Below are 23,789 nucleotides of genomic sequence, written 5' to 3' on the forward strand. Positions count from 1 at the left end.
CGGTACAAAAAAGCGAAGAATTTGTCGAAAAAAGAAAACAAACGGACCATTTTCGGTTTTTTTTTTGCGGCTCCTTGCGTTTTTTAGTGAGATGTTTGACGGAATTACCCCAACAAAAAAAACACATCTAACTTGAGATATGCTAGTTCTAGTTTTTATGAAGATGTATACATGAGAATTGCTAAAGACAGCTGAAAAGGAACAGTTTCAGCTTTACTATAACTTTCCGGCGCTAAATGGCTGTATGATTGTTTTTTGTTTTCTAGTACTTATCTTATTAAGATTATTTTGTGCTTTATATTGAGTTATATCTTTCAATCGCTTCTACAATCAATTTATTTCCTTTTTCCACTTCCTCCTTTGAAAGAGCATTGTCTTTTTTTGCTTCAATTAAATTAAATTTCATACTTTCAATTGCGACTAATGATGTCATTTTTTTGTATTGGTTTTTGGAGTATCCGAGGTTTAAGTAATCAATTAACTCTGGAACACCATCTAGTGTAGGAATATATTCAAACAAATTTTCTTCATATCTATCAGGAAGTTGAATACTTAATAATTTTTATCTCATACAATCACCTCTTTTTAAATTTTTTATTATAAAATTTAGAAACCTATTTTTATTGTTTGCAGAACAAATTATTCGAGAATTTTTCTCATCTCAACTCATTTAAGGGTTCCGGCGATTCCCGACTTTTTATGCATAGACTAAGGTGTTATCGGTAAGAGTATAATTATCTACTTATTGGAGGTATAGTTGAATGTTTACCCATATTTTCTTGTGGACTATGTTGATTCTACCTTGGTTCTTTCTCCTTTTTTTAGATACTAAAAGGGTAAAGTCCTTCATTCCCGGTGGATTAGTAAGTGCCCTGCTTTTAACAATAGTATTTCAACTATATCAAAGATATCATCTAGTTGAAGTTGTGCAAACCATTTTCCCATTAACTAATACAACTCCTTTTGTCTACGGCTTATACATAGTCTTACCTACTATATTTCTATACTTTACATTTGGTAACTTTTGGATTTATATAACAATTAATACAATTAGCGATGCAGTCTTTTCTTTTGGTATCATGAACCTTTATGAATATTTCGGGATTTATAAAATGGATGATTCTATCCATATCATCATTTTTATCACTTGTATTATTTGTGCTTCACTCATTTACTTATTTCAAAAGTGGCAGTATATTGATCCATACAAATGAGAAGTTAATCAAGGTTTATAGAGCCCATCGGCTCTTCTTTTATTAATTCATACTGAAGAAGTTAACGATTCCCATTATTGTAGACTTTTTCCCTAGAGCCTTTAGTCTCCTTTTCAGTGTTTCTAATAGATATTGCTTTCTTTGTCTCCTTTTCATTTATATAATACTTTTAATAAATGGAGAAGTTGAGGTGTAGAATAGATGAAATATCTTCAAGAAAAAATGCATTTATTAGGAGAAAGACACTCAAATGTATACATTATTAAAACTCCAGAAGAAAAATATATTGTCTCTATTCCTGATCTCCATTGGTCAGCACAAATAGGCTGTTTAGAGGAATTCCAACAAAAAGTGGAATACCTCAATGATTCACTCTCATTTCACCTTTATGAAGGCAATTCATACGAGCTAGCCTATAGACTGTCCAAGCTTACTGAATTAAACATATTTCGTTAACCTTCGTATAAAAATTTATCAATTAAATACACTAAGTAGAAAATTGTCTGTAGGTGATTATTTTCTTCTATTCAAATGAAATATTCGGCATGCTCATTTTCGGGGGATTACTAGCTCCAACTTCATTATTCCTTTTTAAAAAAATTCATTATGGCATAGTTATAGCAGCCATGTACATAAATATCTTTGTTGTAATGTTTCTCTTTAGCGTTCTTATAGATTTATAAATGAATTTTCAACCTTTTTGATGAAACATCATTATTTAACCCCAGCATTAAGATGATTGAACATAAAATACAATGGTTACATTGGTTTGCCAACCAATGATCCCTTCACAGAGTGCATACCTCACGCTCACTGTCCTTTTCTTTACTCACCCTTTCTCCATGATAAAATCGCATAAAAAGAGTAGTTTCATCGGAATTTCATTTAAAGAAGAGTCAAAGCATGACTCTTCTTTTTTGTTCACATTTTGTGTTTTGATTGTTAGTTTTTTTAAAAATGCGGGCTAAAGCCTTAATTTCACAAAGAAAGATTTCTCCCCAGATGCGCTTTTTAAATGGATAAATGGATAAAACGATTTTTTTAACACAAAATAGATTTATTATTAGAATTTACAACTCAAAAACGGAGGAATACATTCATGTATTTTTACAAAGAAGATTTAATTAATATGATTGTTCCTGATAAACCAGATCCACATGCAGCCAAGGTGCTTCAAGAAGCGCTAGGTGGACAATTTGGAGAAATACGTACAATGATGCAATATTCATTTCAAAGTGCCAACTTCAGAGGAAAAGCAAAAAAATATCGAGACCTATTAAGAGGGGTATTTATAGAAGAGCTTAGTCATATAGAATTAGTACAATCGACAATAAATCAACTTTTAAATGGTGCTGGTGGTTCTAGCCCAGGTAACCAAGCATTTGATAATGCTCCGTTAGATGATGTTATTCAAGATGGCGCAAATCCCCATCATTTCATTATAGGTGCTAAAGCATCCTTACCAGTTGATGCAGGAGGTAACCCTTGGAATGGTTCCTGGGTTTATGACCACGGTAACTTAGTAGCAAATTTAATCAATAATGTTTCTTTAGAATCAACTGGTGTACTTCAAAAATCAAGAATTTATGAGATGAGCAGTAATAAAACTCTAAGAGAAACAGTAGCTTTTCTTATGGTTAGAGATAATGCGCATCAAAATGCTTTTGCAAAGGCATTAGAAACATTAGGAGTTGATTGGGGAAAAGTCTTCCCTGTTCCTAACTACGACTTGAATAAATATCCTGAATGTAAGAAATATGTTGATATGGGCTTTCACAACGCTCAATTTAATTTCCGTTTAGATGATACACTTATTGGGGAAGTATTCACTGGAACAACACCTAGTAGAAATGGTGGGGACCTTTCAGTGACTGAACCACCTAAAGGGTTTCCCGTGCCAACAATGCCGGATATGCCAAATGAACATGCACCAGGTTTATATGATTTAGATAATTAGGGCCTTTTAGGCTCTATTTATTTGTTTTCGATAATTTCGTTCAAAACACTAAACCTGTATAAATTAGTTAACACCCACATAATCTAAAGGAAAATAGAGGTGAAGTGAATGCTTGCTAATTTTTTTAGAATATTTAATGCAATTGTATTATGGGCAATCGTTATTATTTTTCTACCTAAAAATTCGTTTAAAAGATTTTTACCAGTGACATTATTTTGCTCACTTCTTTTACTCATTGTCGAAATGTTAAGTCCAATATTTAATTGGTGGAAAGTAAAAGGTGGTTATAAATTTATGTTATTTGATGCATTAGCATTTATTTTAGGACCATTCTTCACGATAAATTTATGGGTGTTTCACTTTACTTATGGCAAATTCCCCTTATATGCTACTATTAATTTAATTATGGATGTTATTTTTGCCTATCTCTTAACTCCTCTTTTCGAAAAGATTGGGCACTTTAAACTCAAAAAATTCACACGAACTGGAATACTTGTCCTTTACTATTTCCTTGCTCTTTTGAATTATGGCTTCCAAAAATACATTGAGGTAGAACCAATGGAAAATTAAGGATTTAGTATAAGGCTATTGCACACTTTTTCATCGTAGCTTAAATAATTAGTTATTACATGATTGTATTTTATTTAGATAAACATGCCATGGGGCTCTTTCCCTTTTGACCATCTTTTTTCTGGTAGTTAGCTTATGTATAACTTCATTCTTTAACTTTGAGAATTGCTCCTGAGATTGGTGACTTCTAGAAAACATATTGTAATGACTCTTAAACTTTCCTTTCCTTCAATTATCTTTTTTTCACCTCAAATATTAAAACTAACCTTCTTTTAAGCATTAGCGATAATCTATATGTAGGAATATTAAGAATAATTAAGGGATAATCGATTTATGAACTTCCGATTAGGGTAAATAAAATAGGAGATTTTTAACTTCGTCGGACAAAAGTCGAACTAAAATTAAAAATCTCCCATCATTTCTTATATTTTAAGCATGTAGCGCCCTCGGAGGGAATCGAACCCCCATTTTAAGAACCGGAATCTTACGTGCTATCCGTTGCACCACGAGGGCATTTTTTATTATGTAGGAACACGTTTTTCTTGGTGTTACGAATATTAATTATATGGGAAAAACCCTTTATATGCAAGCATTCGTTGTTTAAAAGCAAAAATTTGTGGGTATCATGGATACGAGGAAATCAACTTAGAAAAAAATGTCGAATAATTCTCTTGAAATAATCAAGCGATTCGTTTGACCTTAATTGACCAACCATGTATGATGAAACTACATACATTTACCAATGGCGAGGTATAAAATACCTTTCCAAAACTTTTTTGACCTTTAAAGGAGGAATTGGAAATGAACTTAATCCCTACAGTAATCGAACAAACAAACCGAGGGGAACGCGCTTATGACATTTACTCTCGCCTATTAAAAGATCGCATTATCATGTTAGGCAGTGCGATTGACGATAATGTGGCAAACTCAATCGTGGCTCAGCTATTATTCTTAGAAGCAGATAATCCTGAAAAGGACATCACGCTTTATATTAATAGCCCAGGTGGAAGTATCACTGCTGGTATGGCTATCTATGATACGATGCAATACATCAAACCAAATGTTTCAACAATCTGTACTGGTATGGCTGCATCCATGGGTGCATTCTTACTAGCAGCTGGTGAAAAAGGGAAACGTTTTGCGCTTCCAAACAGTGAAGTCATGATTCACCAACCACTAGGTGGCGCTCAAGGGCAAGCAACTGAAATCGAGATTGCTGCTAAACGCATCCTATTCTTACGTGAAAAATTGAACCAAATTCTAGCTGAACGCACTGGTCAACCTTTAGATGTTATTTCTAAAGACACAGATCGTGATAACTTCATGACTGCAGAAAGAGCACTAGAATATGGTCTTATCGACAAAATCATTACAAACAATACACCAGAAGAGAAAAAATAAGCATCACAAATAACAAAAGCCATCAGCATTTCATTTGCTGATGGCTTTTTGTTTGCTATGAATTAATAGTTGTTAGATCGACTGGGAGGTGAACGAAAAACGGTGAGATAAAAAAAGTAGAAATAGGGTGATTTGTAGAGTGGCAATTTCGCATTAGTTTTGAGTGGCAATCGTAACCGATATGAGGAAAAATTGATCTGTTCGGTCTTCTTTTGTGATTTTCTATCTAGTTAGCTGCACAATTCCTCTTTGCTCCGGCTTCTTTGTGTTTTTCCATCTCAACCAAACCACTTGCCCCTATCATATCGATGCAAGTTGGTTGAGGACAATGAAACGCACCCCCATTGGTAGAAGCATCTAGCAATGGGGGTGCGCAGGTTATTCGTGTATTATACAGATTATGAAACAATGTCCTCTTGTAGGAGTGCAGTCAGTTTATTTAAGGCTTCGGTTTCATCGCTGCCTTCAGCGAGGAGGGTTACGGTGGAACCAGCACTTAGAGATAGGCTCATTAATCCCATGATACTTTTGGCATTTACTTTTTTTCCGCCTTTTTCGATAAAGAGATCTGCTGTGAAGCGATTGGCTTCCTGCACTAACTTTGCAGCAGGGCGCGCCTGTAAGCCTGATTTAATTTTGACTTCCACTTGTCTTTCTACCATGTCCTAACCTCCAAAAAACTTTAAGATTCCTTCCATTGCCCTGTTTTAATTTTTTCTGCAATTTCATCAATTTTTCTTAGGCGATGATTGATACCCGATTTGCTTATCGTGCCACCAGAGACCATTTCTCCAAGTTCCTTTAAAGTCACATCTTGATACGTAACACGCAATTCAGCAATTTCGCGTAATTTCTCTGGTAACACCTTTAGTCCAACGGTACTCTCAATATATCTTATGTTTTCAACTTGTCTTAAGGCAGCACCAATTGTTTTATTTAAATTGGCTGTTTCACAATTGACCAAGCGATTAACTGAATTTCGCATATCTCTAACAATGCGGATATCTTCAAATCGTAAAAGCGCGCTATGAGCCCCAATAATATTAAGGAATTCTGTAATTTTTTCCGCCTCTTTTAAGTAGGTAATAAAACCTTTCTTTCTTTCCAATGTTTTACTATTCAACCCAAAAGTATTCATTAATTTCGACAAGGCGTCATTATGCTCCTTATACATTGAAGCAATTTCTAAATGATAGGAAGAGGTTTCAGGGTTATTGACAGATCCCCCTGCTAAAAAAGCCCCTCTTAGATAAGCACGTTTGCAGCATTTCTTTTTAATTAAATCCATTGAGATATCATGGATAAATTGAAAGCCAGCACTAATAATATGCAGATCATCAAGAATCTTTTGTGCTTGCTCCATTAGTCTAACAATATACACGTTATTTTTCTTAAGTCTCATTTTCTTTCGAACAAGCAGCTCAACTTGCACATCATAATTCCTTTTGATCAGCGTATAGATTCTTCTGGCAATCGCTGCATTCTCCGTTTGAATATCTACAATTAACATTTTATTTGAAAAAGAGAGAGATCCGTTCATACGAATCAAAGCGGATAATTCTGCCTTTCCGCAACAATCCTTTGTCTCCAAGTTCGTTAATTCTTTTTTCGTTTCCGAAGCAAAAGACATACCTTCTCCCCCCTAACCAGACAAATACTAGTTTTTCATTATATCATTTACAATTAATTGATAAATCTTTTTAGCGACTTCATTCGTGTTATGACGAATTGCCCCTTTTTCAAGGCTAACAATCTCACCCTGTAGCACTTCCAAGCCTTGTTCGACTAATCGATCACGGTCATAATAGACAGGCTTCGCTCGTTCCTCTTCATAACGCTCTTGAATATCTTCTGGAATTTCTTCATGATTGACAAGAATCAAATCTAAACATGGCTCAGCCATATGATCAAATATTGCCTGTACGTGGTCACTCGCACGATAGTCCAAAGTTTCCCCTGCCTGCGTCATTAAATTACAGATATACAGTTTTTTTGCATGAGAACGGCACACTTCCTTACCTACAGACGGTACAAGTAGATTAGGAAGTATGCTTGTGTACAGGCTACCAGGACCAATGATAATGAGATCAGCCTCTCGAATAGCTTCAATCGTTTCCGAAAGCGGACTTACCTTCTCAGGAGTCAAAAATACTTTCTTAATCTTCTTGCCAGAGTAAGGGATTTTGGATTCTCCTGATACAATACTGCCATCTTCCATTTCTGCATGTAATACAACACTCTTTTCAGCTGCAGGTAAGACTCTCCCATTAACATTTAATACTTTACTCATCTCTTGAATCGCATGAACAAAGTCACCAGTAATAGAAGTCATCGCTGCTAGAATCAGATTACCTAAAGAATGACCCGATAATTCATTGGACGTTTTAAAACGATGCTGGAACATTTCTTCTACAAGGGGTTCCACATCTGATAACGCTGCCAAAACATTTCGAATATCTCCTGGAGGTGGGATATTTAATTCTTCTCTCAACCTACCAGAGCTACCACCATCATCAGCAACTGTGACAATGGCTGTTAAATCAAGGGGATATTTTTTTAATCCTCTTAATAAAACTGGCAACCCTGTTCCACCGCCAATGATGACGACCCTCGGCTTTCTATTCATGTTGTTTGCCTTCTCCTCTCAATGTCACGGTGAGTGATGCGAGTGTTGTAGTCTTCCTTAAAATGGTTAGCGATATACTCGGTTAGTGCTACTGATCGATGCTGTCCACCCGTACATCCAATCGCGATAACAAGTTGTGATTTTCCTTCACGCTTATAATGCGGGAGCATAAATGCTAGTAAATCCGTGACCTTTTCTAAAAATTTATTTGTTTCGTTCCATTTCAAAACATAGTTAGACACTTCTTCATCCAAGCCTGTTTTCGGACGCATATGCTCAATATAATGCGGATTTGGCAAGAAGCGAACATCAAATACAAGATCGGCATCAATTGGTAATCCATGTTTAAAACCAAATGACATCACATTTACAGTGAAAATGGATTGTTTATTAACAGAAAACTCGTGGAGTATCTTTTCTCTTAATTCACGCGGCTTCATATTAGATGTCTTATAGATAATCTGCGCTCGACCCTTTAGATCATCTAATAATTCTCTTTCCAACTTGATGCCTTCCATTGGCAAACCTGATGGCGCTAATGGATGAGAGCGACGCGTTTCTTTATATCTACTTACAAGGGTTGCATCATCCGCATCAAGAAAAAGAATTTCTGGTGTGACCCATGACGTATCTGCTAAATCATCTAACGCCTTGAAAAGATGCTCAAAAAACTCACGGCCACGTAAATCCATCACAAGCGCAACCTTATTCATCTTATTCCCTGAATCCTTCATCAGTTCAAGAAATTTCGGTAATAAGGTCGGTGGTAAATTATCTACACAAAAAAAGCCTAAATCTTCGAAGCTTTGAATCGCCACTGTTTTACCTGCGCCAGACATCCCTGTAATAATGACCATTTGTGTTTCTTTTGCTGCTACCGAACTCATTTCTCGCTTCCCCCTGTATTCATTTTTAGCTTGGATCTAAGCGGTAACTAATTAATTCAAAGTCAGGTGTATAAGTAAATGTACCGTAAATCATGCGATTGCCATTAATCATATATTCAAGAATATGATGATCTCCTGCAGCCATTGGTAAATCCTTCACTTTGTCCACTTCGACCCATCGCAATTTTCCTTCTTCTGACTCATCTACATTTAATCCGTCCGCATCTGTAGCAAAAAAGGTAAACATCATCCATTCAGAAAGTACTTGATCTCCATCCTTCATAATGAAAGTAAAAATCCCTTTTATGTTTGGATTCCTTAAGTAAATCCCCGTTTCTTCTCTATATTCTCTGATACAAGAGTCACGCACCGATTCACCTGGCTCCATCTTTCCGCCCGGTGCAACCCACCATCCACGGCGTGGCTTTTGTAGCAACAATACTTGATCATCTTTTAATAATACGCAGTTTGTGACCCGCTGCATCCTATTCACCTCTTACTTCGTGCCACTCATTATTAGAGAACAGATTAACCTAAATACTCTAATGAATGAAAGCATAGTATTTATCATTATATTATACTATTTTTGTCATAGCGCTACAACGATACAGGTTGAACATGATACTTCTCCCTAAGCAAATTGCCTAGACTTCTTTATAGTAAGTGTATATCCATTATTATAATATCCAACCGGTGTGCTACATCCGTCTTGTGAAAAAAAGAATTTTGCTTCGCTCTACTTTGGGCTTTTTCTTCTGAGTGATTCGCTAACCCACTTTGCTTCGCTCTCACTTCTTTTTCTCATTCTGAGTGATGCGCAAACCTCTTTTGCTTCGCTCTCACTTCTTTTTCTCATTCTGAGTGACGCGCAAACCTCTTTTGCTTTGCTCTCACTTCTATTTCTTATTCTGAGTGCCGTGCAAATCTCTTTTGCTTCGCTCTCACTTCTTTTTCTCATTCTGAGTGATGTGCAAATCTCTTTTGCTTCGCTCTCATTCGTGATTTTCATTCTGAGTGATGCGCAATTCTCTTTTACTCCGCTCTCATTCGTGATTTCCATTCTGAATGAAGCGCTAACCCACTTTGCTCCCCTCTCACTTCTTTTTCTCATTCTGAGTGACGCGCAATTTCTTTTGCTTCGCTCTCATTCGTGATTTTCATTCTGAGTGACTCGCTAACCCACTTTGCTTCGCTCTCACTTCTTTTTCTTATGTTGAGTGATGCGCAAATCTCTTTTGCTTCGCTCTCACTCGTGATTTTCATTCTGAGTGACTCGCAATTCACTTTTGCTTCGCTCTCATTCGTGATTTTCATTCTGAATGACTCGCTAACCCACTTTGCTTCGCTCTCACTTCTTTTTCTCATTCTGAGTGATGTGCAAATCTCTTTTGCTTCGCTCTCATTCGTGATTTTCATTCTGAGTGACGCACAAATCTCTTTTGCTTCGCTCTCACTCGTGATTTTCATTCTGAGTGATGAGCAATTCACTTTTGCTTCGCTCTCATTCGTAATTTTCATTCTGAGTGATGTGCAAATCTCTTTTGCTTCGCTCTCATTCGTGATTTTCATTCTGAGTGATGAGCAATTCACTTTTGCTTCGCTCTCATTCGTAATTTTCATTCTGAGTGATGTGCAAATCTCTTTTGCTTCGCTCTCATTCGTGATTTTCATTCTGAGTGACGCACAAATCTCTTTTGCTTCGCTCTCACTCGTGATTTTCATTCTGAGTGATGAGCAATTCACTTTTGCTTCGCTCTCATTCGTAATTTTCATTCTGAGTGATGCGCAATTCTCTTTTGCTTCGTTCTCACTCGTGATTTTCATTCTGAGTGACTCGCTAACCCACTTTGCTTCGCTCTCACTTCTTTTTCTTATGTTGAGTGATGCGCAATTCTCTTTTGCTTCGCTCTCATTCGTGATTTTCATTCTGAATGACTCGCTAACCCACTTTGCTTCGCTCTCACTTCTTTTTTTCATTCTGAATGAGCCTTTTCCTCATTTGCTCAAAAACCAAAAAAAAGAGCACAGGAGCTACCTGTGCTGTAAAAGGAATATATCTTTAAAAGGGGGTCAATTTCTATTATTATCATAACCGAAATTTGTTTCACCCAGGTTACAGTAGAGTTAAAACGAAATGACTTTTTGTAAATGATGAATAAAGTTGGATTATGATGCCCTTGTTCATTAATTTGTAGCTGTTTTTAGACTTTCTTCAAGCTCTTCAATATAATGCTGAGCAGCTTGAGCGGCAATGCTACCATCGCCTGTTGCGGTAACGATTTGACGCAATGTTTTTTCACGAATATCTCCAGCAGCGAAGATACCAGGGACATTCGTTTCCATTTGGTCATTGGTTACGATATAGCCTTCTTCATTCGTAATACCAAGGCTTGCAAATGGTTTCGATAGTGGATTCATTCCAATGTAAACGAACACGCCATCCGCTTTGAATTCTTTTTCTTCACCTGTTTCTGTAGATACAATCGTGACACTGCCTACTTTTCCGTCCTTATCGTTGACTTCTTTCACTGTATGGTTCCAAATGAAATCAATTTTATCATTATCAAAGGCACGTTGTTGTAAGATTTGTTGTGCACGTAATTTATCACGACGGTGAATGATGGTTACTTTACTTGCAAATCGTGTTAAGTAAACACCTTCTTCAACGGCAGAGTCGCCTCCACCAATAACTACTAGTTCTCTTTCTTTAAAGAACGCACCATCACAAACCGCACAATAAGAAACACCGCGGCCGCCTAGCTCTTTTTCACCAGGAATACCTAGTTTTTTATATTCTGCACCTGTTGTAATAATAACCGCACGTGCTTTGTATTCTTTAGATCCAGCAATGATTGTTTTATATTCCTTGCCATCGATGATTTCTTTAATATCTCCATATGCATATTCTGCACCAAATTTTTTCGCATGATCGAACATTTTTGTAGAAAGTTCAGGTCCAAGAATATGATCAAACCCTGGATAGTTTTCCACTTCTTCTGTATTCGCCATTTGTCCGCCTGGTACCCCGCGTTCAAGCATTAATGTTGATAAATTTGCACGAGATGTATATACTGCCGCGGTCATTCCTGCTGGACCTGCTCCTGCAATAATGACATCGTAAATTTTTTCTTCAGCCATCATTCCCACTCCTTTGTCTTGAAGCCTTCTGTTCTATTATGACCTTCTTGGTTTTATCCTATAAAATTTATAGGAAAACGTCCAAGTTTTTGCTCAACGAAGGTATTCATTCAATAATCGCAAATATTTTCTTAAAGTTGAGGTAGAGATTCCGAAATTTTTTGCAATTGTTGCTTGTGATACAGTCTCATTTCTTAGCTTATGCCAAGAGTAAGTGATTGCACCGGCATATGCATGAGGATTTTTAATCGTCACGCCAGCTTGGGTTAACTGTAAATACGCAGAAAACCACATTAAATACAAACTTGCTTCTTTTGCCCCAACAGGTGAGTAATTTTCATAAAGCAATCCAGCTATATCATGCGCTGTAGAGGTATCTTGAGATGCCTCACCAAATTTTAGATAAGCTAAATAATCCCTCTCTAACGCAGAGAACTTCCTATTTCCTTTTAAACGGTCAGATTCTAGTAATTGTTCTTTTTTACCTGAAACTGCTGTTAAAAACAAGGCAAACAGTCGTTCTTCTGGATAGTCACTTTCTAGCCTTTGTTGAATAGAAGAAACATGATCCTCGAATCCTTGAGCACTTTTTGAGGTATCGCTCCAAGGCTCCAATCCTTCTTTTTCCGGATTTAATTCAACAGCCCTTCTCCACGCCACTTGAGCCACTGACTCTTTACCAGTATGATAGGCAGCGTATGCGAGCCAGTAGTAAAAAGACGCGTCCCCATTAAACCCTAGTTTATAGAGACGACCGAGCCATGCATATGCTTTATCATATTCCCCTATAAGTGCTAACGTTGCCCCTAATTTAAATTGATGCTCAACAGAGATTGGATGTACTTTTAATAAAGCATCCTTTAGCGCTCGCACCTCTTTAAAGTCGTTTTCGTAAAAAGCAAAAACAAGCTTATTACAAAGGGCATGCAAATTCCCCGGATTGTCTTTAAATACTTGTTTCAACACATCCGAGGCTTTATCTGTTTCGCCTAGATAAAAATAAGCTAGGGCTAGATTATTATAAGCCGACCAATATTCTGGGTACTCTTCAATGACACCATTGAGCAGTTCCACAGCTTTTGGAAAATAACCGGTCTCAAGTAACTCCCTTGCTTGTTCTTGTTTGACCATTAAGTCGTCCTGCTCATATAGATGTTCGTTTAGATCGTCATCCTCTAACGTAAGGAGCTCCAACAACTCTTCTGTATCTTCAACAAACTCGCCTTCTGGATCTAGTTCTATATATAATGTAGCATGATGGTATGCGTCTTTGAAAAAGCCTAAATGTGCATAGTTATTAGCTAAAAAATAGTGGCATTCAATCATCTCTTCATCTAATTCCTCTAATATTAATCGGAGTAGCTGATTAGAATCTTGATATTCTCCCATTTCGGCATGCACCACTGCCAACTGACAAACAATCATCGGTTCGCCTGGCTCTAAATGCATCGCACGTTGGAGGTACTTCTTCGCTCTATGAAAATCCCTGCGGTGGTAAGCTTTAATGCCTTTTGAAAAATAATACTCACCCGTAGGGATAAATGATAAAATTTTTCCTTTATTGTCTCTTGCTTTAGAGTCTTTACGCATGGAATCCTCCATAAAATATATTAACTAATTGAGTATAACATACGACTAATCGCTCGAGAAGGGGGTGACAAGATAAGGAAAAAACTAATGATAGCATGATTATCTAACTCAGCTTAAAAAATCAACACTTTCAAAAATGTGACTATTTTATGATTTTTTTATTAAGAAAGTGTAACATGCTAGTAAAGCGCACGGATTTCTCGAACATCACTCTTTAATTAGCATTCATATAAATTGAACGAGAAGATAATACGAGACAGAATAAGTTTTGTATGTGCATATAATTGAGGTATATTTTGCTAATTTAAAAGTGGAGAAATACTATTTGACCGTCCTTCTTGCCCGATTAAACTCATCTTAAAAACCCCCAACACCAGGCGCACTCAAAAAAGACGATTTCTATTCACAGAAATCGTCCCATTCTATCATTTATGAAACTGGCTTCTTCTCTTCATGCCTTTTATTCAAGACGTTTAATACTTCGGCAAAAGGCAGTTCTTGTTCACGTAAAAGCACCATTAAATGGTAAAGTAAATCCGCAGATTCCCATTTAAGTTCTTCACGATCACGATTTTTAGCTGCAATGATTACTTCTGCAGATTCTTCACCGACTTTCTTCAATATTTTGTCGACACCACTCTCGAATAAATAGGTCGTATAAGCTCCTTCAGGACGTGCCTGCTCGCGCTCAGCAATAACTTCTTCCAACCGTTTTAGAATTTGATAATCTGCAATTTCAGCTTGCTCTTCCCCCGTATAAATCGTTTCATGAAAGCAGCTAACTTCTCCTTTATGGCAGGCAACACCATTTGGTAAGACCTGTACTAAAATGGCATCCTGATCACAATCCCACTTCATTTCTACGACCTTTTGCGTGTGACCACTGGTTTCACCTTTATGCCAAAGTTCTTTGCGTGAACGGCTGAAAAACCAAGTTTCCCCTGTTTCAATCGTCTTTGCTAAAGATTCTTTATTCATGTACGCAAGCGTTAAGACTTCTTTCGTTTCACTATCTTGGATAATTGCTGGCACAAGGCCTTGATCATTAAATTGCACTTGATCAATCATCTTACATACACTCCCTTATCTTTTATATATGCCTTCACTTCTGCGACGGAAGTTTCTTTATAATGAAAAATAGAAGCAGCGAGGGCTGCATCTGCCTTACCTTCAAGGAATATATCAGAAAAATGACTAGCTCCCCCTGCACCTCCTGAAGCAATGACAGGAACAGTTACTGCCGTACTTACAGCTTTTGTTAAGGCAATATCAAAGCCTTTCTTTTCACCATCACAGTCCATGCTTGTGAGAAGAATTTCACCAGCACCTCTTCGCACAGCTTCTTTAACCCAATCAAGCACTTTCCACTCTGTTTTTACTCTTCCACCATGTGTATAAACAACCCATGTACCGCAATCTTGATCGTACTTAGCATCGACAGCGACAACCATACATTGTGCCCCAAAAAAATCAGCACCTTCTGTAATTAACTCTGGCCGATTGACAGCTGCCGTATTTAATGAGACTTTATCTGCACCCGCTCGAAGAATCTTCTTCATATCATCAAGTGTATGAATACCACCACCAACTGTAAAAGGGATGGCTAGTTCTGCCGCTACTGCTTGAACAACATCAACCATTGTTTTTCTTCCCTCATGTGAAGCAGAGATATCAAGAAATACAAGTTCATCTGCTCCTTGCTCGTCATAAAAACGTGCTAATTCCACCGGGTCACCTGCATCTCTTAATTGAACAAATTGGATACCCTTTACGACCCTTCCTTCTTTTACATCGAGACAAGGAATAATTCGTTTAGTAAGCACGAAAAGTCCCCCCTTCCAATGCTTCCTTCACAGTAAAACGCCCCTCATAGATGGCTTTACCTACAATAGCTCCAGGAATACCTGCTTGGTTAATTAATTTTAAATCAGCAAGAGAACTGACTCCACCAGAAGCGATGACCTCTTTTCCTGTCGCTTGTGCTAATTGGACAGTTGCTATAATATTCGGCCCAGATAACGTACCATCTGTAGCAATATCTGTAAAAATAAACGTTTCGCAACCGACGTCAGCGAATTGTTTGCCTACCTCAACTGCGGTTGCTTGTGATGTATTCAACCAGCCATTTGTTGCAACAAAACCGTCTTTAGCATCTAAACCAATAACAATACGCTCTTTATACTTCTTAATCATTTCAATAGCAAATTTAGGGTTTGAAATGGCTACACTGCCGATAATTACTCTTGAGACCCCAGCATCTAGATAAAAATGTATATCTTCCTCGGTCCGAATACCGCCACCAATTTGGATATTTGCATTTAACTGCTTTGCTGCTTGAATGACATAACGATCGTTCTCCGGTTTACCGGCTTTTGCTCCGTCGAGGTCCACCATATGCACCCAGCTAGCCCCATCTTCTACAAAGGTTTTTGCCATATCAAAAGGAGAGTCCCCGTATACCGTTTCCTTATCGTAGTCGCCTTGTAATAAACGAACACATTTCCCGCCCCGCATATCAATCGCAGGATAGATGGTCAGACTCATTTTAAACTCACCCCTTCTGATACAAGCACTGTAAAGTTTTCTAAGATTTTCATGCCAGTCATACTGCTTTTTTCCGGATGAAATTGAGTACCAAAGACATTATTTTTTCCTACAACTGCTGGGACACAAACATCATATAAGCTATCGGCCAAAATAATTTCATCTGTCTTTGTTGTTACATAATAAGAATGAACAAAATATGCAAACCCCTCTTCGACATCCTTTAAAATCGGTGATTGTCGTCGTAACTGTAATAAGTTCCAGCCCATATGCGGGACTTTATACATTTCACCTTGATTTGTTACACCAGGTATTTTCACAACCGTTCCAGGAAGCAATCCCAATCCACGGCATCCACCGTTTTCTTCACTTGCTTCAAACAGTAATTGCATCCCTAGGCAAATGCCTAATATTGGTTTACCACTAGCTGCATAGTCTCTGAGAACATCTGCTATACCCGTCTCATTTAAAAGTCGCATGGCATCACTAATTGCTCCAACTCCAGGGACAATCACACCATCGGCTAAAAGAATCTCATCCTTTTTATTTGTAATAAGATAAGGTTCGCCTAACCTTTCCAGTGCTTTACTGACACTGAATAAATTTCCCATTCCATAATCAATGATCGCAATCATTTATAACATCCCTTTCGTGGAAGGAATGCCTTTTATTCTTGGATCAATCGTTGTTGCTTCATCTAAGGCTCGACCTAGTGCCTTAAAGACTGCTTCAATCATATGATGGGTATTCTGACCATAGTGAACGATCACATGAAGATTCATTCTCGCCTCAAGTGCGAATTTCCATAAGAATTCATGCACTAGTTCGGTATCAAATGTACCTACCTTTTGATTAGGAAAGATAGCACGCATTTCCAAATGTGGTCGATTACTTAAGTCGACAACCACTTGTGCTAGCGCTTCATCCATCGGAACAAAGGCATTGCCGTACCTTTTAATTCCTCTTTTTTCACCAAGACTCTCTCGCAATGCCTGCCCGAGACAAATCCCTATATCCTCTGTCGTGTGGTGATCATCAATTTCGACATCGCCTTTTGCATCAATCGTTAAATCGAATTGCCCATGCTTAGCAAATAAATCAAGCATATGTGTCATAAAAGGAACGCCTGTCTCCAAATCACTTGTTCCTTCTCCATCAATATTGAGTGATAGTTGAATTTCTGTTTCATTAGTCTTTCTTTGCAACTCAGCCGTTCTTGTCATTTCCCTTCTTTCCTTTCACTTTGGAGTCTTTTTTCAATCGATCTTGCATGAGCTTCTAAACCTTCTAGTCTTGCAAATGAAGCGATTTTTTCCGCATTTGCTGTAAATCTACTTTCACTGTAGTAAATAATGCTCGATTTTTTTCGAAAATCATCCACATTCAACGGGCTTGAAAATCTTGCTGTGCCGTTAGTTGGTAAGACATGATTAGGACCAGCAAAATAATCACCAACAGGCTCAGGGCTATATCTACCTAAGAATATTGCACCTGCATGGCGGATAGCTCCTAAAAGTGATAATGGATTGACTGTTAAAACCTCCAAATGTTCAGGAGCAATTGTATTAATCACTGCTATCGATTCTTCTATCGTCTCTGTCACATAAATACGACCAAATTGTTGAATCGAGTGGCTGGCAATATCGTATTTTGGTAGAGTAGCTAACTGTTCTTCCACCTCGATGGCAACTTCGTTAGCGAGTTGTTCGCTATTCGTAACAAGGATGCTACAAGCCATTTCATCATGTTCTGCTTGTGATAATAAGTCTGCTGCTACTTCAGTTGGAATTGCTGAGTCATCAGCAAGAATAGCAATTTCACTTGGTCCAGCAATCATATCGATATCGACCTCACCATACACTTCTCTCTTCGCCAATGCGACGTAAATATTACCTGGGCCTGTTATTTTATCCACTGGTGCGATTGTCTCTGTACCATAGGCAAGTGCAGCTACCGCTTGAGCTCCACCTACTTTATATATATCTGTTACCCCGGCAATATTCGCTGCAACAAGGACAGCAGCTGGTATTTTTCCTGTTTTACGCTCTACAGGAGAAACCATCACAATTCTTTCTACTCCTGCTACTTTTGCCGGCAAAACATTCATTAACACAGAAGATGGATAAGCAGCTTTCCCACCAGGCACGTATACACCAACAGAATCAAGCGGCGTTATTTTTTGTCCGAGCAAGGTGCCATCGACTTCAGTCGTCATCCATGAATTTTGCAATTGCTTCATATGATAGTTTCTTATATTTTCTGCTGCTTCTTTTATAATTGAAATGGTTTCTTTAGATAATTCTTTATAAGCTTGGTCTATTTCTGCTGCTTTCACTTGATAATCATCTAATAGAATCCCATCAAATTTTTCTGTATAACGAATGACCGCTTGATCACCTTCTTGACGTACAGCTGCTATGATTTCCTTTACTGTTTGCCTTTGTTCTTCTGTACCACCGTCTATGGAACGCTTAATAGAAAGGTCGTTTGTTACTTTTAATATGTCCACCTTTACTTAACCACCTTTTCCTGCTCGATCACTTCTGTCAGTCTCTCAACCACATCACTTATACGTGCGTCTTTCATGCGGTAACTAACCGGATTGACGATGAGCCTTGATGTAATATTGACGATGTCTTCATATTCTATTAATCCATTTTCTTTTAAGGTTCTTCCTGTAGAAACAATGTCAACAATCCGATCAGCTAAACCAATAAGCGGTGCCAATTCAATCGAACCGTTCAATTTAATAATCTCGACTTGCTCGCCTTGTTCACGGAAATACGCTGCTGCTACATTCGGGTATTTCGTAGCGATTTTCGGTGCGACATCATTCATTTGCGTATGAGGCAAGCCAGCAACTGCTAAATAGCAAGCACTAATCTGTAGATCAAGCAATTCATATACATCACGTTCTTCTTCAAGCATGACATCTTTCCCGGCTATTCCAAGATCGGCAACACCATATTCCACATATGTGGGCACATCCATCGGTTTAGCTAAAATAAAGCGGAAACACTCTTCAGGTACATCGATAATTAATTTCCGCGAATCATCGAATTCAGGAGGCAACTCGAAGCCAGCCATTCTCAACATCTCCACTGCCTCAGTAAAAATTCTTCCTTTTGGCATCGCAACTGTTAACCAATCCTTCATCGCGATCCCTCCTTCTGTTTACCAACTAAATAAGTGATATCTTCATAAAGTGCTGAACAAGCATCAATATCTTCTACGCCATTAATATCTTGCAAAACGACTTTCTTCCCTTCAAGTCGTTGCTGTTCAGCTAACATAAAAGCTTCTTTCCTTCTTTCTAAACTAAACACAATACAGGAAAGAGGTGGTTGTTCAAATGGTTTGTCTAACGATTCAAGTAAATGATCTAATCGAATGGCAAAGCCAGTTGCACTTTTGGCTTTCCCAAACTTTTCTAGTAATAAATCATACCGCCCACCGCTGCCAATTGGAAAACCAACATTACCTGCATACACTTCATAAACAATACCTGTGTAATAACTCATATGACTGACTAATGTTAGGTCTAATTTTATGAGGGCATCCTGTTGATAGTCAGCTATTATTCCCCATAAGGTTTTCAATTCATTTAACGCTTCAACGCCTGCGTTACACTCTAATAAGTCTTCTGCTTCCTTAATGACTTCTGGTCCGCCTCTTAATTTTAGAAACTGTTTTAACCTTTGTTTATCAATAGATGACAATGATAGCTGATCTACATGTACACGATAACCAACATAATTTTTCTCATAGAGGAATCGCATCAATTGCTCCACTCTTTCATCTGTACCGAGTATCTCTTGGAAAAAACTCCTTACAAAGGCAATATGACCAACGGAAATCTGGAACTGCTCCAATCCTGTTTTCATTAGAGCGGAGGATATTAATCCTAAGCACTCTCCATCCGCACTAACTGTTGGATCACCAATACATTCGACACCGATTTGCTCAAATTCTGCCGGCCGTCCACCTTCTCGCTGTTGTGCCCGAAACACATTAGCTGAATAAGCTAAACGCTGTGGCAACTTTTCCTTTAATAACTTAGACGCAGCCACACGAGCAATAGGGGCTGTCATATCTGGTCTTAGTACAAGTGTATGTCCCTCATGATCCAGCAGTTTAAACAATTGTGTATCGAGAATAGCTGAAGCTGTACCAACTGTCTCGTAATATTCCAACGTAGGAGTTTCAATAAATTGATAGCCCCAGCGTTTCATTTCATTGGCCATTGTCACCCGTACTTCTTCTTTCATCATATATAGATTAGGCAATGTATCCCTCATGCCTAAAGGCTTTTCAAACATAAATAACCGACTCAACCCGTTCACCTCATTTTTACTTTAGTTCGCTACCATGCTAATAAATTGAAGTTACTTAGTAGTGTACGCTTCTCACCTTTAAACGTCAACCCTAAACACTTAATTTTGAGAAAAATGAAAGAAATCCACAACAAAGGGATGTAATCTAAAATATTCTAATGGGGGATGTAATGATTCCGCCTGTTGGCATATCACAACTTCAGGGCGTTTACGATAATGGAGGGTTCTGGTTCTACTTTTGTTCGACGTCCTTATCTTTAGAGGGGCAGGTGTGAGAAAATAAAACAGGAGGAGTGCAAAAGCTCGTTTCATTGCTAAAAAGGGGGACGAGAGAATCAGGTCCTTATTTACGATAATCTAAACGGTCAGTAGGAATTTCTCTTTTGCGTTGCTCTCAGCTTCGAGCGACCTCACGAAACTGGTGAATCTTCATGTCATGTGATAGCATGGCACCTTGGTGCTGAATCTCTCCGTAAAAATCTTTTTACGTACTGTAGTCTTTTTTTCTTGTTACCATCATCCGTAACAAAAAAACATCCGCTATCCCACTTTCTTTTCGAAAGCGAAGTTAGCAGATGCTTATGACCGTTGTTCCATTTCTTCTTTTGTAAATATGATTTGCATTGGGTTACCACCGACGAAAGCACCAGCGGGTACGTCTTTATGTACAAGTGTACCAGCGGAAACAATCGCACCATCTCCGATTACTATTCCTGGAAGTATCGTGCAGTTGGCACCAATCATGACTTCGTTACCGATTTCTACAGTTCCCAGGCGATATTCTTTAATTAAATATTCATGGGCTAAAATAGTAGTATTGTATCCAATCACACTATTGCGCCCCACACTGATTTTCTCTGGGAACATGACATCGAGCATTACCATAAGCGCAAATGACGTCTGTTCACCGATTTTCATCCGTAAAAAGGTACGATAAAGCCAGCTTTTCATCCCTAAGAACGGGGTATAGCGTGCCAGCTGAATCACAACAAAGTTCTTTACTACTTTCAAAAAAGGGACCGTTTTATACACATGCCAAAGGGAGTTCGCTCCTTCAACAGGATAGCGTTCGGTTCTCCTCATCTGTTCAATTCCTCTAAGATTGTTAATAAATCCGGCATTGTCTCTAACATATAGTCAGGATCGAATTGAAGAAGATGATCCCTTCCTTTACTTGACCAAGCAACACCTGCTGTCACCGTCCCTGCATTTCTGCCACCTATAATATCATGATGATTATCACCAATCATGATGGCTTCATGTGGTTCTGATTCCAATAGTGATAATGCTTTTAAAACAGGCTCAGCATCCGGTTTCGGCTTTTCTACATGATCAAGGGCAACAATCACTTCAAAAAATTCATCCAGCTTTGTTAAGCGTAAACCCTTTTCAACAACGTCTAGCATCTTTGTTGTTACGATGCCCAATTTATAACCCGATTCCTTTAGTGTGCGGACCGTCTCATACACACCTGAAAACTCTTTCACTAATACATCATGGTTTTCTTTATTAAATGTACGATACATATGAACCATCTCATCCGCACGGTCACTATCAATTGATGTAAATGTCTCGACTAATGTTGGACCCATAAAAGGTAGTACATCCTGACGCTGATAGCTATCTGGATAATAATGATTTAATGTATGCAAAAATGAAGAGATAATTAGTTCATTCGTATCTATTAACGTTCCATCTAAATCGAATAATATTGTATCAATTTTAGCCATAATACGCTTCCTTTCTCGGTGTTGCTTCAAGCTTCCTCCAAATCATCCCGACAATCATTGTTAAAATCACAGCGACTACGACGCGAATAAGAAGAAGGGGTAACACAGGTATTCCTAAAGGTATAAAGATAAGAGTATCCTCAACAACCGCATGACAAGCTACTAAGAAAATAAACGCTAAAGTGACATCTTTTTGACTAACGCCATCCTCTTCTACTGCTTGAATCATCACACCGGCTCCAAATGCTAAGCCAAACAATAATCCTGATGCTAAAGTTGTCGATGTATTTTCTCTCATCCCTAGCTTTCTTGTTAATGGAGCCATCCATTTAGAAAATACTGCAAGCCATTTACGGTCTTTCATAATCTGTACGATTACCATTAATGGAATTACAATGATCGCTAATTGAAAAATACCAAGACCTGCTTTTTCTACTGCATTCCATACAATTGGCCATATGCCTTCAATCGTTTCTTCGCTTGCTCCAACAAAACCATACTCTGCCATCTCTGAACCGCCATTCCAAACGAGATTAATAATAATCCCCGATAGAAAGGCTAAACCGAGCCGAACAGCGAGCACAATCCATAGTTTAACGCCTACTTTCATGGCTACACTTGTTTCAATCAGTAAGTTATGAGAAAACGACAGCATGACTGCTAATATAAATACTTCTTTAACGGTTAAATCCAACGTGAGAATCGCACCAATACCAGCATAAACATTCAAGAAGTTTCCTAAAACTAAAGGAATGGCCGCATCCCCCGATAGACCAAATATTCCCATAATCGGTGCGATTAATTCAATCACCCATGGTAAAACTGGCGTATGTTGCAATAACGCCACAATTAACGTAACAGGAAAGATAATTTTCCCCAATGTCCAAGTCGTCTTAAAACCAACCTTTAATCCTGCTTTAACAGAATGTATCACCTGGTACTCCCCCTCTGCTGACCCTTACTTTGCTTTTGCTTGTTTCTGTGGCGGATCTAAATACCTCTCTTTTGCATTCCCACTTACTCTTCTATATATAATAATTACGATAGCCCCAACTATTAATATGATCGATAGCATTTGCGCTGCTCTTAACATTTCAGTCACCATTAAGCTATCGGTTCTCATTCCCTCAATAAAGTATCTACCGATAGAGTACCAAATCACGTAGCTAAGGAATAATTCCCCTCTTTTTAAATTAGCACGTCTTAGTAGTAGTAGCAGTGCAAATCCAGCGAAATTCCAAACTGACTCATATAAAAATGTCGGATGATAATAAGCCCCATTAATATACATCCCGTTAATAATGAATTCTGGTAGATGCATGTTTTCTAAGAATTGTCGACTTACTTCACTACCATGCGCCTCTTGGTTGACGAAATTCCCCCAACGTCCAATGGCTTGACCGAGAATAATACTAGGTGCAGCAATATCCGCTAATTGCCAAAAGGATACACCACGCTTCTTTGCAAAAATAATCGCAGTGACAACTGCTCCGATTAATGCACCGTGAATGGCGATGCCTCCGTTCCAAATTTTAATGATTTCACCTGGATACTGAGAATAGTAGTCCCATTCAAAGATTACATAATAAATCCTTGCACAAATAATCGAAATCGGAATAGCCCATAACAATAAATCAGCAAATAAATCCTTACCTAGTCCCCTTTTCTCTGACTCTCTCATCGCCAAAATAAGACCGAGTGCAATGCCGATACCGATGATTAAGCCATACCATCTAACAGACAATGGCCCTAAACTAAAGGCAACCGGATCAATTGGCGCCACTGTTAACAACATAGT

General features: G+C 38.1%; 27 protein-coding genes and 1 tRNA gene. 5 read left to right on the forward strand and 23 right to left on the reverse strand.

Going from position 1 to position 23,789, the window contains the following annotated elements; all coding sequences use genetic code 11:
- Positions 1-295: 295 nt before the first annotated feature.
- Complete coding sequence (locus MHI57_RS11720; RefSeq protein WP_340976450.1) at positions 296-520, reverse strand: hypothetical protein; 225 nt, start codon at positions 518-520, stop codon at positions 296-298.
- 241 nt (positions 521-761) lie between these two features.
- On the opposite strand from MHI57_RS11720, the gene MHI57_RS11725 reads away from it, so the two are divergent.
- The 4 genes from MHI57_RS11725 (at position 762) to MHI57_RS11740 (ending at position 3,741) form a co-directional block, all read left to right on the forward strand.
- A complete protein-coding gene (locus tag MHI57_RS11725; protein WP_095371898.1) occupies positions 762-1,214 on the forward strand; it encodes a hypothetical protein in 453 nt (150 codons plus the stop codon).
- A gap of 201 nt (positions 1,215-1,415) precedes the next feature.
- Positions 1,416-1,670, forward strand: a complete 255-nt coding sequence (locus tag MHI57_RS11730) for a YueH family protein (protein WP_095371897.1) — start codon at positions 1,416-1,418, stop codon at positions 1,668-1,670.
- A 643-nt stretch (positions 1,671-2,313) separates the two neighbouring features.
- Positions 2,314-3,171 carry a manganese catalase family protein gene (locus MHI57_RS11735; RefSeq protein ID WP_307317816.1) on the forward strand — a complete coding sequence of 286 codons (858 nt, stop codon included), beginning with the start codon at positions 2,314-2,316 and terminating at the stop codon, positions 3,169-3,171.
- Between the two features lie 108 nt (positions 3,172-3,279).
- Positions 3,280-3,741, forward strand: a complete 462-nt coding sequence (locus tag MHI57_RS11740) for a hypothetical protein (protein ID WP_340976453.1) — start codon at positions 3,280-3,282, stop codon at positions 3,739-3,741.
- Positions 3,742-4,182: 441 nt separating this feature from the next.
- Here MHI57_RS11740 and MHI57_RS11745 read toward each other — a convergent pair.
- Positions 4,183-4,254: transfer RNA gene (locus tag MHI57_RS11745), tRNA-Arg, on the reverse strand.
- Between the two features lie 288 nt (positions 4,255-4,542).
- On the opposite strand from MHI57_RS11745, the gene clpP reads away from it, so the two are divergent.
- Positions 4,543-5,142, forward strand: coding sequence for an ATP-dependent Clp endopeptidase proteolytic subunit ClpP (gene clpP / locus MHI57_RS11750; protein WP_095371895.1), 600 nt, complete (start codon positions 4,543-4,545; stop codon positions 5,140-5,142).
- A 398-nt stretch (positions 5,143-5,540) separates the two neighbouring features.
- Here the strand turns inward: clpP and MHI57_RS11755 are convergent, their stop codons facing one another.
- The 21 genes from MHI57_RS11755 to lgt form a co-directional block, all read right to left on the reverse strand.
- The gene (locus MHI57_RS11755) at positions 5,541-5,804 is read right to left on the reverse strand and encodes an HPr family phosphocarrier protein (protein ID WP_095371893.1); all 264 of its coding nucleotides are present in this window, start codon (positions 5,802-5,804) and stop codon (positions 5,541-5,543) included.
- A 20-nt stretch (positions 5,805-5,824) separates the two neighbouring features.
- Positions 5,825-6,772: a DNA-binding protein WhiA gene (gene whiA / locus MHI57_RS11760; RefSeq protein ID WP_095371892.1), complete on the reverse strand. Its 948-nt coding sequence runs from the start codon at positions 6,770-6,772 to the stop codon at positions 5,825-5,827.
- A gap of 27 nt (positions 6,773-6,799) precedes the next feature.
- Entirely contained in the window at positions 6,800-7,768 is a 969-nt protein-coding gene (locus MHI57_RS11765) for a gluconeogenesis factor YvcK family protein (protein ID WP_095371891.1), read from the reverse strand.
- Entirely contained in the window at positions 7,765-8,655 is an 891-nt protein-coding gene (gene rapZ / locus MHI57_RS11770) for an RNase adapter RapZ (RefSeq protein ID WP_095371890.1), read from the reverse strand. The genes MHI57_RS11765 and rapZ overlap by 4 nt, the downstream gene beginning before the upstream one ends.
- A 25-nt stretch (positions 8,656-8,680) precedes the next feature.
- On the reverse strand, positions 8,681-9,139 hold the full coding sequence (locus tag MHI57_RS11775) for an NUDIX hydrolase (protein WP_095371889.1): 459 nt from the start codon (positions 9,137-9,139) through the stop codon (positions 8,681-8,683).
- A 252-nt stretch (positions 9,140-9,391) separates the two neighbouring features.
- Positions 9,392-9,766, reverse strand: a complete 375-nt coding sequence (locus MHI57_RS11780; RefSeq protein WP_340976457.1) for a hypothetical protein — start codon at positions 9,764-9,766, stop codon at positions 9,392-9,394.
- A complete protein-coding gene (locus tag MHI57_RS11785) occupies positions 9,763-10,632 on the reverse strand; it encodes a hypothetical protein (protein ID WP_340976459.1) in 870 nt (289 codons plus the stop codon). The genes MHI57_RS11780 and MHI57_RS11785 overlap by 4 nt, the downstream gene beginning before the upstream one ends.
- A gap of 207 nt (positions 10,633-10,839) precedes the next feature.
- A complete protein-coding gene (gene trxB / locus MHI57_RS11790; RefSeq protein ID WP_095371887.1) occupies positions 10,840-11,793 on the reverse strand; it encodes a thioredoxin-disulfide reductase in 954 nt (317 codons plus the stop codon).
- 93 nt (positions 11,794-11,886) lie between these two features.
- Positions 11,887-13,383, reverse strand: coding sequence for a tetratricopeptide repeat protein (locus tag MHI57_RS11795; RefSeq protein ID WP_095371886.1), 1,497 nt, complete (start codon positions 13,381-13,383; stop codon positions 11,887-11,889).
- A gap of 429 nt (positions 13,384-13,812) precedes the next feature.
- Positions 13,813-14,451, reverse strand: a complete 639-nt coding sequence (gene hisIE, locus MHI57_RS11800; RefSeq protein ID WP_095371885.1) for a bifunctional phosphoribosyl-AMP cyclohydrolase/phosphoribosyl-ATP diphosphatase HisIE — start codon at positions 14,449-14,451, stop codon at positions 13,813-13,815.
- The gene (hisF, locus tag MHI57_RS11805; protein ID WP_095371884.1) at positions 14,448-15,206 is read right to left on the reverse strand and encodes an imidazole glycerol phosphate synthase subunit HisF; all 759 of its coding nucleotides are present in this window, start codon (positions 15,204-15,206) and stop codon (positions 14,448-14,450) included. Before hisF ends, hisIE begins: the two co-directional genes overlap by 4 nt.
- On the reverse strand, positions 15,196-15,927 hold the full coding sequence (hisA, locus tag MHI57_RS11810) for a 1-(5-phosphoribosyl)-5-[(5-phosphoribosylamino)methylideneamino]imidazole-4-carboxamide isomerase (RefSeq protein WP_307318843.1): 732 nt from the start codon (positions 15,925-15,927) through the stop codon (positions 15,196-15,198). Before hisA ends, hisF begins: the two co-directional genes overlap by 11 nt.
- Positions 15,924-16,562: an imidazole glycerol phosphate synthase subunit HisH gene (gene hisH, locus MHI57_RS11815; RefSeq protein ID WP_095371882.1), complete on the reverse strand. Its 639-nt coding sequence runs from the start codon at positions 16,560-16,562 to the stop codon at positions 15,924-15,926. Before hisH ends, hisA begins: the two co-directional genes overlap by 4 nt.
- A complete protein-coding gene (gene hisB / locus MHI57_RS11820) occupies positions 16,563-17,150 on the reverse strand; it encodes an imidazoleglycerol-phosphate dehydratase HisB (RefSeq protein ID WP_095371881.1) in 588 nt (195 codons plus the stop codon). It lies immediately after the preceding gene.
- Entirely contained in the window at positions 17,147-18,436 is a 1,290-nt protein-coding gene (gene hisD / locus MHI57_RS11825; RefSeq protein ID WP_340976468.1) for a histidinol dehydrogenase, read from the reverse strand. Before hisD ends, hisB begins: the two co-directional genes overlap by 4 nt.
- Before the next feature lie 2 nt (positions 18,437-18,438).
- The gene (hisG, locus tag MHI57_RS11830) at positions 18,439-19,083 is read right to left on the reverse strand and encodes an ATP phosphoribosyltransferase (RefSeq protein WP_095371879.1); all 645 of its coding nucleotides are present in this window, start codon (positions 19,081-19,083) and stop codon (positions 18,439-18,441) included.
- Positions 19,080-20,261: an ATP phosphoribosyltransferase regulatory subunit gene (locus MHI57_RS11835; protein WP_095371878.1), complete on the reverse strand. Its 1,182-nt coding sequence runs from the start codon at positions 20,259-20,261 to the stop codon at positions 19,080-19,082. The genes hisG and MHI57_RS11835 overlap by 4 nt, the downstream gene beginning before the upstream one ends.
- 579 nt (positions 20,262-20,840) lie before the next feature.
- Positions 20,841-21,344: an acyltransferase gene (locus MHI57_RS11840; RefSeq protein ID WP_095371877.1), complete on the reverse strand. Its 504-nt coding sequence runs from the start codon at positions 21,342-21,344 to the stop codon at positions 20,841-20,843.
- Positions 21,341-21,991 carry a pyrophosphatase PpaX gene (ppaX, locus tag MHI57_RS11845; RefSeq protein ID WP_445293199.1) on the reverse strand — a complete coding sequence of 217 codons (651 nt, stop codon included), beginning with the start codon at positions 21,989-21,991 and terminating at the stop codon, positions 21,341-21,343. Before ppaX ends, MHI57_RS11840 begins: the two co-directional genes overlap by 4 nt.
- Positions 21,984-22,922, reverse strand: coding sequence for a nucleoside recognition domain-containing protein (locus MHI57_RS11850; RefSeq protein WP_095373601.1), 939 nt, complete (start codon positions 22,920-22,922; stop codon positions 21,984-21,986). Before MHI57_RS11850 ends, ppaX begins: the two co-directional genes overlap by 8 nt.
- Before the next feature lie 27 nt (positions 22,923-22,949).
- A complete protein-coding gene (gene lgt / locus MHI57_RS11855; protein WP_095371875.1) occupies positions 22,950-23,786 on the reverse strand; it encodes a prolipoprotein diacylglyceryl transferase in 837 nt (278 codons plus the stop codon).
- Between the last annotated feature and the right edge of the window lie 3 nt (positions 23,787-23,789).

Origin of the sequence: Cytobacillus sp. FSL K6-0129, assembly GCF_038007625.1 — a bacterium.
Lineage (GTDB): Bacteria > Bacillota > Bacilli > Bacillales > Cytobacillaceae > Cytobacillus > Cytobacillus kochii.

Excerpts from the sequence above, each read along its gene's own strand:
- MHI57_RS11775 (WP_095371889.1), bottom strand. The coding sequence starts at position 9,139 with ATGCAGCGGGTCACAAACTGCGTATTATTAAAAGATGATCAAGTATTG.
- rapZ (WP_095371890.1), bottom strand. The coding sequence starts at position 8,655 with ATGAGTTCGGTAGCAGCAAAAGAAACACAAATGGTCATTATTACAGGG.
- whiA (WP_095371892.1), bottom strand. The coding sequence starts at position 6,772 with ATGTCTTTTGCTTCGGAAACGAAAAAAGAATTAACGAACTTGGAGACA.
- trxB (WP_095371887.1), bottom strand. The coding sequence starts at position 11,793 with ATGGCTGAAGAAAAAATTTACGATGTCATTATTGCAGGAGCAGGTCCA.
- clpP (WP_095371895.1), top strand. The coding sequence starts at position 4,543 with ATGAACTTAATCCCTACAGTAATCGAACAAACAAACCGAGGGGAACGC.
- hisH (WP_095371882.1), bottom strand. The coding sequence starts at position 16,562 with ATGATTGCGATCATTGATTATGGAATGGGAAATTTATTCAGTGTCAGT.
- MHI57_RS11730 (WP_095371897.1), top strand. The coding sequence starts at position 1,416 with ATGAAATATCTTCAAGAAAAAATGCATTTATTAGGAGAAAGACACTCA.
- MHI57_RS11765 (WP_095371891.1), bottom strand. The coding sequence starts at position 7,768 with ATGAATAGAAAGCCGAGGGTCGTCATCATTGGCGGTGGAACAGGGTTG.
- hisA (WP_307318843.1), bottom strand. The coding sequence starts at position 15,927 with ATGAGTCTGACCATCTATCCTGCGATTGATATGCGGGGCGGGAAATGT.
- hisG (WP_095371879.1), bottom strand. The coding sequence starts at position 19,083 with ATGAAGGATTGGTTAACAGTTGCGATGCCAAAAGGAAGAATTTTTACT.
- MHI57_RS11795 (WP_095371886.1), bottom strand. The coding sequence starts at position 13,383 with ATGCGTAAAGACTCTAAAGCAAGAGACAATAAAGGAAAAATTTTATCA.
- MHI57_RS11735 (WP_307317816.1), top strand. The coding sequence starts at position 2,314 with ATGTATTTTTACAAAGAAGATTTAATTAATATGATTGTTCCTGATAAA.
- hisB (WP_095371881.1), bottom strand. The coding sequence starts at position 17,150 with ATGACAAGAACGGCTGAGTTGCAAAGAAAGACTAATGAAACAGAAATT.
- MHI57_RS11785 (WP_340976459.1), bottom strand. The coding sequence starts at position 10,632 with ATGAAAAAAAGAAGTGAGAGCGAAGCAAAGTGGGTTAGCGAGTCATTC.
- MHI57_RS11740 (WP_340976453.1), top strand. The coding sequence starts at position 3,280 with ATGCTTGCTAATTTTTTTAGAATATTTAATGCAATTGTATTATGGGCA.
- MHI57_RS11755 (WP_095371893.1), bottom strand. The coding sequence starts at position 5,804 with ATGGTAGAAAGACAAGTGGAAGTCAAAATTAAATCAGGCTTACAGGCG.
- hisIE (WP_095371885.1), bottom strand. The coding sequence starts at position 14,451 with ATGATTGATCAAGTGCAATTTAATGATCAAGGCCTTGTGCCAGCAATT.
- lgt (WP_095371875.1), bottom strand. The coding sequence starts at position 23,786 with ATGTTGTTAACAGTGGCGCCAATTGATCCGGTTGCCTTTAGTTTAGGG.
- MHI57_RS11725 (WP_095371898.1), top strand. The coding sequence starts at position 762 with ATGTTTACCCATATTTTCTTGTGGACTATGTTGATTCTACCTTGGTTC.
- ppaX (WP_445293199.1), bottom strand. The coding sequence starts at position 21,991 with ATGGCTAAAATTGATACAATATTATTCGATTTAGATGGAACGTTAATA.
- MHI57_RS11840 (WP_095371877.1), bottom strand. The coding sequence starts at position 21,344 with ATGAGGAGAACCGAACGCTATCCTGTTGAAGGAGCGAACTCCCTTTGG.
- MHI57_RS11780 (WP_340976457.1), bottom strand. The coding sequence starts at position 9,766 with ATGAGAAAAAGAAGTGAGAGGGGAGCAAAGTGGGTTAGCGCTTCATTC.